Here is a 14,901-nt window from a genome sequence, read left to right as displayed (position 1 = left end):
TCATCCCCATTGTTCCCTATTTTCTGATTGCAGCCAGCATGTCAGGCTTTCTATATCTTCAGCAAACACTCTGTCCCCGGAAATCGCCGGCACAATCGCACGGGCACGATCGTAAAAAAACCTCGTCTGTACAGCCATTTGCTCCGTTCCCCGGTATTCAGCTGCTTGCATCGCACATATTAATTCAATGGCAATCACACGGCGTGCATTGCCGAGCATCTGCCGTGCATGGCGTGCTGCAATCGTGCCCATGCTGACATGGTCCTCCTGATTCGCTGACGACGGAATCGAGTCGACACTCGCCGGATGTGCCAGGGTTTTATTTTCCGAAACGAGTGATGCGGCGGTATACTGCATAATCATCGCACCGGATTCAAGGCCGGGGTTCGCACTTAGAAAAGGCGGCAAGTCATTCAGTTGTGGATTGACAAGTCGTTCAACCCTGCGTTCGGAAATAGTGGCCATCTCTGCGATCCCCAGCTTTAAAAAGTCCATGGCAAATGCGATTGGTTCACCATGAAAATTTCCACCGGAGACTACCTTATCGTGCTCAGCGAAAATTAACGGGTTATCAGTCACAGCGTTCATCTCGATTTCAAGCTTTTCCTTAACGTTATTTAATGTTTGCCATGAAGCACCCAGAACTTGAGGGATGCACCTTAACGAATAGGCATCCTGAACCCTTTCCTCCCCTTGGCGTGTAGTAAGCTGGCTATCCTTCAGACTTTCACAAATGCGTGCAGCCACGTCAATTTGCTCCTGATGACCACGTAGCCTGTGCACATCATGATCAAAGGCATCGATAATCCCGCGCAATCCCTCCAACGTCATGGATGCGACCCTTTCACTCTGATAAAGAAGTTGTTCCATCTCCAAGCATGTGACCACACCCACAGCTGTCATAGCTTGCGTACCATTAATCAGGGCAAGCCCTTCCTTTGCCTGCAATGTAATAGGTTCAATCGACACATCAGAAAGCGCCTTCATTGCCGGCATTTGTTTATTCTGATAAAAGACATCACCTTGCCCTAACAGCGGCAGAGCGAGATGGGCCAGTGGTGCTAAGTCACCGCTCGCACCCAGCGAACCCTGCTGTGGGACAACCGGGTGAATACCGGCATTAAGTAGTGCTATCATTTGTCTGACCAGGTCCGGACGAACACCGGAATACCCTCTTAAAAGTGCATTAGTACGGAGCAAAAGCATTGTCCGGCTAATTATTTCAGAAAATGGTGTTCCGACACCACACGCATGGGAATGGATCAAGTTTAGCTGCAACGTCTCAAGATCTGCTTCATCAATAATCACATCACTAAACTTCCCAAAGCCTGTGTTAATACCGTACATCGTCTCTTTTTTTTGAACCATTTTCTCCACCGTTTCTCTGCTTTTTATCAACGTCTGTTCTGTTTCCTCAGACAGGTCAACTTTTTCCTTGTCTTCCACAACACGAATCACTTCGTCCAGTGTCAATGTTTTACCCGTTAAAATAACCATTCTTCCCCTCCGTATTATTGCATTAGTTTATTAAAGTGCATAAAAAAAGAGGCGATGGCTATTAAACCATGCCTCTATCGTTTTGGGTGCAAGCGGATAAACCAACCATTAAGCCATCACCTCAAATGGTGTGAATGAATCTATATCTTTATGGTAAGTGTTTTGAAAGGAAAATGCAAGACGACAGCCTGTTCTTCGCACACAGCAGCTGCTATTATCCACTGAGTTGAGCAAGCCATCTATCAAACAGTTTCATATTAATCCGCTTTATTCCACGGATAACGTGTGCCATACGTTGCAGCCATTTCCTTGGAATGACCACGCCGCTTTTTCCGTTGATCTGCACGTTCTGGTGCTGATGCATGCAATTCTTTTTCCTGATCCGATACCGGATAAACCTGTGGAACAGAATCCGGTTTTCCATTCTCATCTATCGCTACAAAGGTGGAAAAAGCTGTCGTGCATACTTTCCGATCACCCGTTAGCAGATTTTCCGTCACCGCTTTTATAAATACTTCCATAGATGTATGGTGTGTCCATGTTACGTAAGCTTCAACGCAGATGGAATCCCCTTCTTTAACCGGCGAAAGAAAGTCAACCGAATCTGTTGATGCCGTTACGACCGGTTTTCGCGCGTGCCGCACAGCCGCAATCGCTGCAACATCATCGATATAAGCCATCAGCCTGCCTCCGAACAATGTGCCGTGATTATTAGTATCCGGCGGGAGTACATGTGCTGTCTTAACGGCAAGCGAATCCCTGCAAGGTTTCTTGTCCATATCTTCTCCTCCGTTTCATCAATTTACGTGTATTAGTCCCATTATAGTATCGGGGAAATCAATCGTGAAATAGACTCCTTAAAACGCACTCCAAACGACCGCTTTTTATACAGGTTCCAAGTCATTTGAGTTGAATATGAAATATCATCATTAAATGCCTTGAGCAATCTTTCCGATAATCCCTGGTCATACAGGAATGCATTCACTTCAAAATTAAGGCGGAAACTGCGTACATCGATGTTTGCGGTACCAACCGAGGCAATCTTACCATCCACGATAATTGTTTTAGCATGCAAAAAGCCTTTTTGATAAATGTATACATTTCCCCCAGCATCCAGTAAATCACCGATATAGGATAATGTTGCCCAATAGACAAATGGATGATCCGGCTTATTCGGGATCATGACTTTCACATCAACACCTGACAGCGAGGCAATCCGCAATGCATCCTGCAGGCTGTCATCCGGGATATAGTAAGGTGTTTGAATGTAAACATATTCTTTTGCCGACATAATCATCTTAATATAACCATTCTTAATCTGCTCCCAATCGGAGTCCGGCCCGCTTGATACGATTTGTACCCCGACATCCCCACATGTGTCATAAGCATAATACCGTTCATCATACGCGATATTGTGCCGTGATGCCTGGTTCCAGTCCAAAAAAAACCGCGTTTGCATATTGGCGACTGCATCCCCGCAAATACGCAAATGAGTATCGCGCCAGTAACCGAACTTTTTACTGTGTCCCAAATATTCATCACCGATATTAAAACCGCCGATATAACCAACTTTCCCATCAATGATAGCTAATTTCCGGTGGTTACGATAATTGATTTTAAAGTTCACTTTTGGGATTTTGGGAGGAAAAAAAGATTCAATTTCAATACCCGCCTTCCGCATGCGACGAATAAACTTTTTGCTTATTTTTCGTGATCCCATATCGTCATAGAGCACACGCACCTCTACACCCTGTTTAACTTTTCGGATAAGAACATCAGCCGTCCGTTTGCCGAGTCGATCGTGGCGCAATATATAGTATAACAGATGAATATGATCTGTCGCCTGTTCCATATCTTTAAGGAGTTCATCAAACTTTTCTTTGCCATCTGTAAAGATATTTACACTGTTATCCTGCGTTAAAATCGCATCATCATTGTGGAGGTGCATATAATAAAGATCTTTGTATGCAGCCAAATCCGGATTTTTATATTGGAATTGATCCTCTTCCAGCGCACGCAATTGTTCCTGTACAGCCCGTTTAACGCCTAACCTCACTTTTGTATCCCAGGTAAAAATGCGCTGACTGCTAATCCGTCTTCCAAAAATCAAATACAATATGAAACCAACTACAGGAAGGAAAAGCAATACCATCAGCCACGCCCACGTTGCCGAAGCATCTTTTCGTTCCAAAAAAATGATGGTTAAGGCCAGTGTTATGTTTAAAACAAGGAGAATTTCCAACACGATTGACCAAAATCCCACGATTAAAACCTCTCTTTTTAGAAAACGAGTCATTTCAACTCATCATAGCACAATTTTCCTTAGTTCGTTAATCGATTGTTTAATCGCTTTGAATATTATCGTGTCAGGAACGCTTTTTTAAAAGAAGTTTCCCGCCGGCTTGACATAATCATGACCAACCGGGTTCTTTCTGCCCTATACACGCTGCCCATATTTTGAACTTCATACAGCTTTATCATGCAAACGAATGATGGCGTTTAGTCTGTTCGACGTAAAGAACAGACCAAACTTATGGGAAAAGAAAAAACCTGTACCAAAATGGGCACAGGCGCATCCTCCCAAAAATAAATGCGGAAACGAAACATTCAGGATATATGCATTTAAGATAATAGCATTGGGTAACCGCTATGGTTACAGCCGATCCAACGCTTGTTCAAGGTCTTTCCAGATGTCTTTCCATTCTTCAAGTCCAACCGATAATCGAATGAGCTGATCCGTTATACCCATTTTTTGTCGGGATGCTTCCGGCACAACCGCATGTGTCATTGTTGCCGGATGCTGAATCAGGGTTTCAGCATCACCCAGGCTGACGGCGATTTTGACAAATTCAAGATTGTTCAACATTTGCTGAGCATCCTTCTTTGTGCCCTTTATCTCAAATGAAATAAGACCGCCGCCGCGTTTCATTTGGTTTTGTCGGATATGGTAATCCGGATGATCGTGGTCGTCCGGATAAAGAACACGGCTTACGTTTGGATGGCTGCTTAATTCAGCGTAAATTTTTTCGGCATTGTCACAATGACGATCAACCCTTATTGGCAGGGTTTTCAGCCCCCTGATCAAAAGCCATGCATCAAGCGGCGACATGATTCCACCGATATCTTTTTGTGTAGTCATCTGCACGTTATCAAGGAATTCCCTCGTCCCGACAGCTACCCCGGCTATGACATCGCCGTGCCCGCCAATGTATTTGGTCGCACTGTGAATCACGACATCACAACCAAGTTCGAGCGGCCGCTGCAAATACGGTGAGGCGAACGTGTTATCCACCACTACCGGAATATTATGCTCGCGAGCCACTTCGGAAACCATTTCCAGATCGATCAGCTTCATCGTTGGGTTAATCGGAGTCTCAACATAAATACATGTCGTTTGCGGCCGGATCAATTGCCGCAGTTCATCTTTTGTCTCCATCATTGAAAAGTCGTGTTCAATATTATATTTTTCTTTCATCATGCTTACCAAACCGAATGTGCAGCCATATAGCCCAGCCGAACATATGATATGATCATTTGCTTTTGTCAATGCAACCAAAATTGCGGAAACTGCAGCCATACCTGAAGCAAAGCCAAGTGCGCGTTCGCCTTTTTCCAGGGCAGCCATTTTTTCCTCAAGCACACTGACAGTCGGGTTGCCAAGTCTCGAATATATATAACCCGCTTCCTCACCGGCAAAACGACGTTCCCCCTGCTCTGCGGTTTCGAATGTAAATGTGGATGTCTGGAATAATGGCGTGGCAAGACTCCCCAACAAGTCAGACGGATCATAACCGTCATGAATGGCTGATGTTTCGAATTGTTTATGATTTTCCGTCATACATAATTCCTCCCTCTCCCTCTATAAAATAACACGTCATTAGGTGGTGCGTTTATCCCGCTGAATGTCAGTTCAGCAGAATCGGAGCTTTACTGACTGCTGATCATCGCTTGCCTTTCCCGGATTCCTCGAAACCTTGAAGAAGAGATTTCTGTCCGTAAAAGCAGAACATACACCTATACTATTATTCTATTGCATTTGAAATCATTTTGAAAGCGTTTGCCATAAAGAAACGGTGCTCTCAAATTGCTTTTTTCAAAAATAAATTCTAAACTTGGATTATTTACATAAAGGAGGAGAACCATGGATCAGGAACACAAAGCAGGTATTCTATATGCTGCTGTTGCTTATATTTTATGGGGATTCTTGCCAATTTACTGGAAACTTCTATATGAAACACCCCCTGGGGAAATATTGGCCCACCGCATTTTATGGTCATTCATTTTTATGCTTATTATTGTCTTCGCTGTTCGGAAATGGAAACCGTTCATGCAGGCGTTTAAGGCCATTCTTAAAAACAAAAAACAATTCATTGGCATCACCGTCGCCTCGTTTGTTATCAGCTTAAACTGGCTCACCTTTATTTGGGCCGTTAATCATGATCATGTCATCCAAACAAGTCTGGGCTATTACATCAATCCGCTTGTCAGCATTTTATTGGGAATGATTGTATTAAAAGAATCACTGACAAGGCGACAGCTGTTTGCATTTGCCCTGGCCGCAGTCGGCGTTGTCAATCTCACCGTCAGTTATGGTGTATTTCCCTGGGTCTCACTGGTCCTGGCGTTCAGTTTCGCCATTTATGGTCTTTTGAAAAAAACGGTTAATATCAGTGCCATGTTCGGATTAACAGTGGAAACGATGATCGTGTCACCCATTGCCCTCATTTATCTGCTTGTCACACCGGACAGTTCCTTAAAGCCGGCAATGATGTTTTCCGCTACGGGGCCATTATTGATTGGTGCCGGCGTGGCAACTGCTGTTCCGCTTCTTATGTTCGCAACCGGCGCCAGAAAAATTCCATTATCAATGGTAGGTTTTTTGCAGTATATTGCACCGACTATCATGCTGATTCTCGGTGTGTTTGTTTATAAGGAAAACTTCTCCACTGCACATTTCCTTTCGTTTGGTTTGATCTGGGTAGCTCTTATTATTTACATGGCTTCAGCCCATCCAAAACTGATCCGTCGGCAGGAACAAAATTAAAACACATCTCGTATTCACAAATAGAAGAAGCCTTATACTGTGTCGCATTTTTTTATCAACTACACGTTAAAAAGTAAAAAAAAGCTTGACTTATAACCCGGGCAGTGTATATAATGTTCATTAAATTAATAACATTTGCATCTCTTATCAAGAGTGGCGGAGGGACAGGCCCTGAGAAGCCCGGCAACCATCAAGGCAGGTGATTTTACCTTGAAAGGTGCTAAATCCTACAGATCAGATGCGATCTGGAAGATAAGAGGAGGAACGGTTACATAAAACAAACCCTCTTCTCTTATGAAGGGGGTTTTTGTTTTTTCCCCTCTTCCAGCCTAAATTCAGCTTTTTACAGCTATACACCATTTCTTAAGGAGGAATTTCTCATGACCAATTTTCATCTACCCAGCCAAGAAACCCAACTGCTTCACGGTGGCCAGGAGCCTGATCCGACAACCGGCTCCCGTGCCGTTCCAATCTATCAGACAACTTCCTATGTATTCCGGGATACTGAACATGCCCAGAATCTCTTCGCGCTTACAGAGCCGGGCAACATCTATACCCGTATTATGAACCCGACCAATGATGCGTTTGAACAACGAATCGCCCTGCTCGAAGATGGCGTTGCAGCCGTTGCCACCTCGTCCGGCATGGCCGCCATTACGTTATCCATTTTAAATCTTGCCGGAAGCGGTGATGACATAGTAGCTGACAGTAACCTATATGGCGGCACATACAATTTATTTGTCAACACATTGCCAAAATACGGGATTAATGTGAAGCTCGTTGATGGAACCAATCCTGAAAGCATCAAAAATGCGATTACCGATAAAACAAAAGCCATATTTGGCGAAATCATTACGAATCCAAGCTTGAATGTATTGGACTTGGAAGCAATTGCCGGGATCGCACACGATCACGATATTCCGCTTATTATTGATAATACCTTTGCAACACCATATGTCACGAAGCCACTTTCATGGGGTGCTGACATTGTCGTCCATTCCGCTACAAAGTGGATCGGCGGCCATGGCACCACTATTGGCGGTGTCGTTGTTGATGGCGGGCGTTTCAACTGGGACAATGGGAATTTCCCTGGCTTTACCGAACCGGATGAAAGCTATAACGGATTGCGCTATATTGATGTTGGTCCGGCTGCATTTGCTACGAAGTTACGCGTTCAGCTATTGCGGGATATCGGAGCAAGTCTGAGCCCTCAGAATGCATTCCTGCTGCTGCAAGGGCTGGAAACGCTGCATTTGCGTGTTAAACGTCACAATCAAAATGCTGAAGCGGTCGCAAACTACCTAAAAAATCACCCAGCCGTCGAATGGGTCAACTATCCGGGATTGGAAAACCATCCTTCTCACAACTTAGCAAATAAATATTTGCAAAACGGTTACGGATCCATCATCACATTCGGCATTAAGGGCGGACGCGAGGCTGGCAGAAAGCTAATCAATAACATTACCCTTTGGTCACACGTTGCCAACGTTGGGGATGCGAAATCACTGATTATCCACCCTGCATCCACCACTCATCAGCAGCTTAGCACCGAAGACCTGAAAAAGAGCGGTGTAACAGAGGAGTTAGTCCGACTGTCAATCGGTCTTGAGTCGACAAAGGACACGTTAGCTGATCTGGACCAGGCAATTGCAAAAGCAACCGGTGAAGCACCAACTATCGAGCCAACTGAGGAAGATGTCATAAATTGGCTCCTCGCTTCCCCATTTGACCGAGCAGATGGCGGTATACGGCAAAAGGCGATTGCTGTATACGGACTGGATTCGCCGGACAGTGCAGTTTATCAAAGTGCAAAACAGCTGCAGCAGATCGGATTTCAAATTGTGTCAATCAATCAATCAAACGAGACTATTGTAACCGAGCAAATCTATCATGAGTTAAACAGCGTTCCGTTAACAGTCGATGCAATTTTAACACATGAACGGACATTGCCGGCAGACATCACTAAACAGCTGAACGAGAAAAATACCAGCATCGTCTGGGCGGAAAATTCTGCTGCGATTCAAACGCTTGGAAACACACAGAACACCGGATTAGCCGTCATCACAAACAAAAATGCTTACGAGGAAGCAGTGCGCATCCGGAAAAACGGTGTTCATAGATATCATAAGTAAAAATTGACTGGGGTACCCCTCTGTACTTTCCATCTTAAAAATTCGCCTTCAACATAAGGCGAATTTTTTTAGTTTAAATATGATTTATAATGGGGATTAGCCAAGCATAATCATGGTATAATAAAATAAAGCTGATATTCAGCGGTCAGCTGATCGCTATTTGTGGCACAAAACAGCAGGAAACCTGACACTTGCAAAATAAGATGCTGCATATATAAGATGAACCCAGCATCATAAGAATAACTTTCAATAGGTGTGAAAATCATGAACAAAAAACGATACACACTCATTATTTTGGGCATACTATTTATAGGTATCACCCTCTTTCTCGTCGTGGATACGCCGAAAGAATCTATAAATGAAATCGCTCATAATACTAAACAACAGAAACAAGCGCAGGATAATAATACTGGAGACACCGGCAATGAAAAAGGAAAAACATCCCCAAATGACGAACAGCTATCGTCGGAGACAGCTGATGAGCCGGTTGCCAGTCTTCAAGACATTTTCAGCGAAGCAGTCAAACGTACGATTAATTTTTTTGATAACAGGGAAACAAACATTACAGCAATTGGTGATTCATTGACACAAGGTGTCGGCGATGATGTTGTGGATGGCGGCTATGTCGGTATTTTAGATAATACGATTAATCGAAACAACCAACTGGTGACATTTGATAATTACGGCAAACGTGGCAACCGGTCGGATCAGCTTCTAAAAAGACTCGAGAAGCCAAAGGTCGCTCAGTCTGTTAAGAATGCAGATATTGTTCTGATTACGATTGGCGCCAATGATATCATGCAGGTCGTTAAAGAGAATTTCACTGATTTGAAGATAAACGATTTTTCACCGGCAAAAGAAACATACAAAGGTACTCTGCAGCAAATTTTCGATAAAATAAATGCTTTAAATGATCATGCTGAGATTTATCTGATTGGAATATATAACCCCTTCATGCATTACTTTCCGGATATAAAAGAACTGAGTATGATTGTTGAGGACTGGAATAAAACCAGCCGAAGTCTCACGGAACAATATGATAACGCGAGATTTATTCCAATTGCGGATATATTCAAGAGCGGGGATAAGAAATTATTCGCCGAAGATAATTTCCATCCTAGCCACCAGGGATACCAGCTTTTTGCCAGGCGTGTATTGAAATATTTAACAGATCAATAGGGGGTGCGGGAACCGTGCCGAAACATCAAAGGAAACACAATAAATGGAAGCAATTTTTCTTCTGGCTTGTTGGTATTAATGTACTGATACTGCTCGGTATCCTGACACTGATTTTCTGGCCTGTATCAGAAACAGAGACACCGACACCGTCAGACCACACTACACAGCCCAGCTCGGAATTCACAGTTCGAACTACGAAACAGAACGTCAATGAACTAGTCAATGCCTATATTGAAAAATTGCTGGACGACAGCGACCATCAATACAGTGTTTCACTGGAAGAGGATGTGGAACTGGTTGGCGAGCTGCCTGTTTTTTCATCAACTGTACCGGTAACCGTGCATCTGGAACCGGCTGTCCAGAAAAACGGCGATGTCATATTGAAACAGGAGTCAATCTCCATTGGACAGCTGGCATTGCCTAACAAAAAAATCATGGAGTACTTGAAAAAATATCTGCCAATGCCTGAATGGGTAACCGTCGATCCGAAAAATGAGGAAATCTACGTCGCCGTCACTGATATGCAAATCAGAAGTAACTTGAACGTCAGCGTCGAAAGCTTTGACCTAAAATCTAACAATCTCGCCTTTAATATTGAAATTCCTTACGAAACATTGGGAATTGAAAAAAGATATTATTAAAATGAACTGAAGCATATGCCAAGTCGTTCACTTAACGCGGGAAAACTTAGATTTCAACCGGGGCAATATTGACATCCACATCCAATGCCAATTCATCTCCGACAATAATAACAGGGCGCTGCTGGTTTGACGAGTACTCTTAACAAATGTACTTAACACATTAAGTCAAAATGGGGTTTTTGTTGACATTATAAGCCAATTGGGATTGCTTCTACTGGACAGTCTTTTATCCAGGCATCAGAAGAAAATAAGTTACTTGGCATCGTTTCAGCCGCAAACAATCCAAATTTCGGACAGGAATTTGTCTCCGCAATCACTCAACAACGCTTTTGGGATAGAACATAGCTTTTATCAATAACAGGGAACTAACGTTTGTTATTTCCCTGTTATTGAGCCGATGATTAAGGATTATTTTAAGAAGACAACGTTTATAAATCCTGTGATAGTCGAACCATATCGATGACTTTGATACCATTTTCAAAAATTGGTTCATCATAATGCCTAACAAAAAAGTCACGATCAATAGAAGTCATTCTAAAACCGCATTTTTGATATAATGCCAATTGAACGATTCCTGAATTCCCAGTTCCTATTTCAATGGTTTTATAACCTTCATATTTTGCCGTTTCAATTGCATGAAGGACAAGTTGCTTTCCGTATCCCCGATCATGATATTCTTCATTCACCGCTATATTTACAATTTCTACTGTTTCTGGCCGAGTTGGTATGAGGACATACGTACCTATAATTGTTCCATGAAGGTACATAATAAAACACTTACCTCTTGAAATGTATTTTCTGACAAGCTTTTCTGAAGGATCTGCCAACAATAATAGGTCCAATGGCAATTCCTCATCCTTATTTAATTCTCTTATCAATTTGAACACCTCAGTTTTCATTTTATTGCAGAATCTTGATCCTATAACGGATTAAAGACACCAAAAAATAGAGTGGCGTTTTTATAAGCACTGGCAATGCTGGATCCAGCATTGCGGATGGCGGTAGTCTTTCACATTTTTTACTTAATCAGATGTTACTAGAGGAAGCCCTTTTTTAAGACCAAAATTCCCCAGCCATGATTGATAACATTCCGCAACGTGTACATGTAGGTTTCGCATCGAACCTCAACCAAAATTTTGAAATTCGTGAGTGTAGTCTTCTTTAGTTACTGATTCAAAATATTGAAACAATTTTTCCCTGGTTTGTCGAATCCAGTAATACTTCAAATAATTTTGGAGCATGATCTTTTTTTAATGGCTCTATTATTAATGAATTTGAAGCACCTTTAGCACTCATGTTACTCCCTCCCTCGCTATATTTTATCCTCATGACATCATACCCAGTTTATACCACAGTGTCGCCCAATGATGCAATTCGGCACCAATGCTCATTAAAGATTAGCGCCCGCTTGTATTATAAGGTCATATTATTGAAGTCGATTTTTATAATCCTCCAATAAATTGTTTTTTAGGATAGCATCTTCTTCCTAACAATGCCCTCATTGACTTCATCTGTTTCCATTATATCTTCTGAGACGATATCTGTTTCTAAATCCTCAGTACAAAAGGATACAGCAGTCCAACCGTTGGATGACAAGCCTTTTCACATGTTGTTTACTCGAATATAGAAACCCGCATTAGCAACCATTTACGTTGACGAAACGGCTAAAATCCCTTAAGCTAACGTTGATGATATGTATTGGAGGACGTTAACGGATGATAACAGTTAATAATGTAAGCTTACGATATGCTGATAAGAAGTTGTTTGAGGATGTGAATCTTAAATTCACCCCTGGTAACTGTTATGGTGTCATTGGTGCGAATGGTGCCGGCAAATCCACTTTTCTGAAAGTTCTTTCCGGCGACGTTGAACCGCAGTCAGGCAGTGTTTCCACATCCCCGGACGAACGGATCGCTGTGCTGCAACAGGACCACTTTGCTTTTGAGGAGTACAATGTTCTGGAAACTGTCCTGATGGGTCATGAACGCTTATATGAGGTCAAGCAGGAAAAAGACGCCATTTATATGAAGCCTGATTTTTCTGAGGAAGACGGCATGCGGGCTGCTGAACTCGAGGGTGAATTTGCTGAAATGAACGGCTGGGAGGCAGAGTCCGATGCAGCCGTTCTATTGAAAGGACTCGGTATTGATGAACCCCTTCACTCAGCAAAGATGGGTGAACTGTCTGAGGATCAGAAAGTAAAAGTATTGCTTGCACAAGCACTCTTTGGAAATCCTGATATTTTACTTCTGGACGAACCGACAAACGGTTTAGACATTCACGCCATTCAGTGGCTGGAAGAGTTTTTGATCAACTTTGAAAACACAGTGATCGTTGTTTCACATGACCGCCACTTTCTAAATAAAGTATGCACACACATTGCTGATGTTGATTATGGAAAAATTGAAATTTACGTCGGGAACTATGACTTCTGGTATGAATCCAGCCAGCTCGCAAAAAAAATGGCTCAGGAAGAAAATAAAAAGAAAGAAGAAAAAATCAAAGACCTGAAGGCATTTATCGAGCGATTCAGTGCGAACGCATCGAAATCACGGCAGGCAACCTCACGGAAAAAATTACTCGACAGCATCACACTGGATGACATCAAGCCATCATCGCGAAAGTATCCGTATATCAACTTCACACCGGATCGTGAAATTGGTAATGACTTGCTGTTCGTTGACGGCTTAACCAAAACCATCAATGGCCAAAAAGTGCTCGACAATGTCAGCTTCACTATGAAAAAAGATGATAAAATAGCGTTAGTCGGAAAAAGCGATATTGCCAAAACAACGTTATTTGAGATCATTATGGGCAATATGGAACCGGATGCCGGCACATACAAGTGGGGTGTAACCACATCACAATCCTACTTTCCACGAGATAACGCTGCCTACTTTGACAACAGCGACTTAACGCTGGTCGACTGGCTACGGCAGTATTCACCGGAAGATGAAACAGAAACATTCCTGCGCGGATTCTTGGGAAGGATGCTATTCTCCGGCGACCAGGCATTAAAAAAGGCAAGCGTCCTGTCAGGTGGCGAACGCGTCCGCTGCATGCTGTCAAAAATGATGCTCTCCGGCGCTAACGTACTGGTAATGGATGAACCAACCAACCATCTGGATTTGGAATCCATTACGTCGCTGAACAATGGACTGAAACGGTTTAAAGGATCGGTTTTATTCACATCCCATGACCATGAATTTATTCAAACGATTGCCAATCGGCTAATTGAAATCACACCCCAGGGCATCGTTGATAAAGAGATGGACTATGACGACTATATTGCGGACAAAGAATTGCAGGAAAAAGTTGAAGCGATGTATGCAAGCTGAACCCTGTGCGGGTATGACCATTGCCGCACAGGTCAAAAGCCAACTCACCCTTCGTATAAAAAACGTTCCCTTATGTGCATAAGGGAACGTTTTTTATACTCCGATCTTCCGGACTTTTGCAAGCATATCCGTCGTCATCTTATCCATATCATATTCAGCTTTAAAGCCCCACTCCTCTGCTGCTGCAGACGAATCAATACTATTAGGCCAGCTTTCAGCAATTTGTTGCCGGACAGGGTCTACGTCATAATTCAGCTCAAAATCCGGAATGTGCTTTCGGATAGCAACGGCAAAGTCATCCGGTGCTGCGGATATCGCTGAAATATTATAAGCATTGCGATGGACAAGCTTTTCGGGATTAGCTTCCATCAGCTTAATAATAGCATCCAGAGCATCCGGCATGTACATCATATCCATGTACGTGTTTTGTGCGATAAAGGAGGTATACCTTTTATGTTTCATCGCCTCATGATAAATTTCCACTGCATAGTCAGTCGTTCCTCCACCCGGCGGCGTCATATAGGAAACTAGGCCGGGATAACGAACACCACGCGTATCTAACCCATAACGATAATAGTAATAATCACATAAAAGTTCTCCGGTCACTTTATTAACACCATACATCGTTGTTGGACGCATAATGGTTTCCTGAGGTGTGTTTTGTTTCGGCGTTGTTGGACCGAACGCTCCAATCGAACTTGGCGTAAAAAATTGCAAATCGAGCTCCCTGGCTACTTCCAAAGCATTCATCAGCCCACCTACATTCAAGTCCCATGCCAGCTGCGGATTAGATTCCGCCTTAGCTGACAACAGTGCGGCTAAATGCATGATGGTATCCACATTATGTCTTTCGGCTGCATCATATATTGCCTTTGCGTCGGTTACATCAACCATTTCGAACGGTTCTTCTGTCTCCTGCTTCTTCCAGATATCCGATCCAATAACATTAGATGAACCATAATGCTCCCGCAGTTTCCTGACAAGCTCTGAGCCGATTTGACCCATCGCCCCGGTAACAAGGATTTTTTTCATCGTTATTTCCCCCAGCTATTCCTTCCCATAGATATGTT

12 protein-coding genes, 1 pseudogene and 1 riboswitch are annotated in these 14,901 nt (G+C 43.1%); of the genes and pseudogenes, 6 read left to right on the top strand and 7 right to left on the bottom strand.

Annotation, left to right across the window (positions count from 1 at the left end; all coding sequences use genetic code 11):
- The 4 genes from hutH to megL form a co-directional block, all read right to left on the bottom strand.
- Complete coding sequence (gene hutH / locus IEW67_RS00790; RefSeq protein WP_188631142.1) at positions 1-1,497, bottom strand: histidine ammonia-lyase; 1,497 nt, start codon at positions 1,495-1,497, stop codon at positions 1-3.
- Between the two features lie 257 nt (positions 1,498-1,754).
- Entirely contained in the window at positions 1,755-2,276 is a 522-nt protein-coding gene (locus IEW67_RS00785) for an acyl-CoA thioesterase (RefSeq protein WP_188631141.1), read from the bottom strand.
- Between the two features lie 41 nt (positions 2,277-2,317).
- Positions 2,318-3,760, bottom strand: a complete 1,443-nt coding sequence (gene cls / locus IEW67_RS00780; protein WP_188631140.1) for a cardiolipin synthase — start codon at positions 3,758-3,760, stop codon at positions 2,318-2,320.
- Positions 3,761-4,150: 390 nt separating this feature from the next.
- Positions 4,151-5,335 carry a methionine gamma-lyase gene (gene megL, locus IEW67_RS00775; RefSeq protein WP_188631139.1) on the bottom strand — a complete coding sequence of 395 codons (1,185 nt, stop codon included), beginning with the start codon at positions 5,333-5,335 and terminating at the stop codon, positions 4,151-4,153.
- 303 nt (positions 5,336-5,638) lie between these two features.
- Here megL and rarD point away from each other — a divergent pair, with 303 nt between their 5' ends.
- The 5 genes and pseudogenes from rarD to IEW67_RS00750 form a co-directional block, all read left to right on the top strand.
- Positions 5,639-6,541 (top strand): EamA family transporter RarD, encoded by a 903-nt coding sequence (rarD, locus tag IEW67_RS00770; RefSeq protein WP_188631138.1) that lies wholly within the window; start codon positions 5,639-5,641, stop codon positions 6,539-6,541.
- A gap of 141 nt (positions 6,542-6,682) precedes the next feature.
- Positions 6,683-6,800, top strand: a riboswitch (SAM riboswitch).
- A 121-nt stretch (positions 6,801-6,921) separates the two neighbouring features.
- The gene (locus IEW67_RS00765; RefSeq protein ID WP_188631137.1) at positions 6,922-8,673 is read left to right on the top strand and encodes a PLP-dependent aspartate aminotransferase family protein; all 1,752 of its coding nucleotides are present in this window, start codon (positions 6,922-6,924) and stop codon (positions 8,671-8,673) included.
- Positions 8,674-8,937: 264 nt separating this feature from the next.
- A complete protein-coding gene (locus IEW67_RS00760; RefSeq protein ID WP_188631136.1) occupies positions 8,938-9,852 on the top strand; it encodes a GDSL-type esterase/lipase family protein in 915 nt (304 codons plus the stop codon).
- A gap of 14 nt (positions 9,853-9,866) precedes the next feature.
- Complete coding sequence (locus IEW67_RS00755) at positions 9,867-10,493, top strand: YpmS family protein (protein ID WP_188631135.1); 627 nt, start codon at positions 9,867-9,869, stop codon at positions 10,491-10,493.
- 186 nt (positions 10,494-10,679) lie between these two features.
- A pseudogene (locus IEW67_RS00750) lies at positions 10,680-10,838 on the top strand (hypothetical protein); the annotation flags it as partial.
- An 83-nt stretch (positions 10,839-10,921) separates the two neighbouring features.
- Here the strand turns inward: IEW67_RS00750 and IEW67_RS00745 are convergent.
- Together IEW67_RS00745 and IEW67_RS18305 are read right to left on the bottom strand one after the other, a co-directional pair.
- Positions 10,922-11,392 (bottom strand): GNAT family N-acetyltransferase, encoded by a 471-nt coding sequence (locus IEW67_RS00745; protein WP_188631134.1) that lies wholly within the window; start codon positions 11,390-11,392, stop codon positions 10,922-10,924.
- A gap of 274 nt (positions 11,393-11,666) precedes the next feature.
- Positions 11,667-11,789 (bottom strand): hypothetical protein, encoded by a 123-nt coding sequence (locus tag IEW67_RS18305; protein WP_268238634.1) that lies wholly within the window; start codon positions 11,787-11,789, stop codon positions 11,667-11,669.
- A 419-nt stretch (positions 11,790-12,208) separates the two neighbouring features.
- On the opposite strand from IEW67_RS18305, the gene IEW67_RS00740 reads away from it, so the two are divergent.
- On the top strand, positions 12,209-13,831 hold the full coding sequence (locus tag IEW67_RS00740) for an ABC-F family ATP-binding cassette domain-containing protein (protein ID WP_188631133.1): 1,623 nt from the start codon (positions 12,209-12,211) through the stop codon (positions 13,829-13,831).
- Between the two features lie 93 nt (positions 13,832-13,924).
- Here the strand turns inward: IEW67_RS00740 and IEW67_RS00735 are convergent, their stop codons facing one another.
- Positions 13,925-14,863, bottom strand: a complete 939-nt coding sequence (locus tag IEW67_RS00735) for an L-threonine 3-dehydrogenase (protein ID WP_188631132.1) — start codon at positions 14,861-14,863, stop codon at positions 13,925-13,927.
- Between the last annotated feature and the right edge of the window lie 38 nt (positions 14,864-14,901).

It is taken from the genome of Lentibacillus kapialis, from assembly GCF_014646635.1.
Taxonomy (GTDB): Bacteria; Bacillota; Bacilli; order Bacillales; family Amphibacillaceae; genus Lentibacillus; species Lentibacillus kapialis.
Note: the sequence above shows the minus strand (reverse complement) of the source record. Positions and strands in the feature narration are given on the sequence as shown.

Excerpts from the sequence above, each read along its gene's own strand:
- hutH (WP_188631142.1), bottom strand. The coding sequence starts at position 1,497 with ATGGTTATTTTAACGGGTAAAACATTGACACTGGACGAAGTGATTCGT.
- IEW67_RS00785 (WP_188631141.1), bottom strand. The coding sequence starts at position 2,276 with ATGGACAAGAAACCTTGCAGGGATTCGCTTGCCGTTAAGACAGCACAT.
- megL (WP_188631139.1), bottom strand. The coding sequence starts at position 5,335 with ATGACGGAAAATCATAAACAATTCGAAACATCAGCCATTCATGACGGT.
- rarD (WP_188631138.1), top strand. The coding sequence starts at position 5,639 with ATGGATCAGGAACACAAAGCAGGTATTCTATATGCTGCTGTTGCTTAT.
- IEW67_RS00765 (WP_188631137.1), top strand. The coding sequence starts at position 6,922 with ATGACCAATTTTCATCTACCCAGCCAAGAAACCCAACTGCTTCACGGT.
- IEW67_RS00760 (WP_188631136.1), top strand. The coding sequence starts at position 8,938 with ATGAACAAAAAACGATACACACTCATTATTTTGGGCATACTATTTATA.
- IEW67_RS00745 (WP_188631134.1), bottom strand. The coding sequence starts at position 11,392 with ATGAAAACTGAGGTGTTCAAATTGATAAGAGAATTAAATAAGGATGAG.
- IEW67_RS18305 (WP_268238634.1), bottom strand. The coding sequence starts at position 11,789 with ATGAGTGCTAAAGGTGCTTCAAATTCATTAATAATAGAGCCATTAAAA.
- IEW67_RS00740 (WP_188631133.1), top strand. The coding sequence starts at position 12,209 with ATGATAACAGTTAATAATGTAAGCTTACGATATGCTGATAAGAAGTTG.
- IEW67_RS00735 (WP_188631132.1), bottom strand. The coding sequence starts at position 14,863 with ATGAAAAAAATCCTTGTTACCGGGGCGATGGGTCAAATCGGCTCAGAG.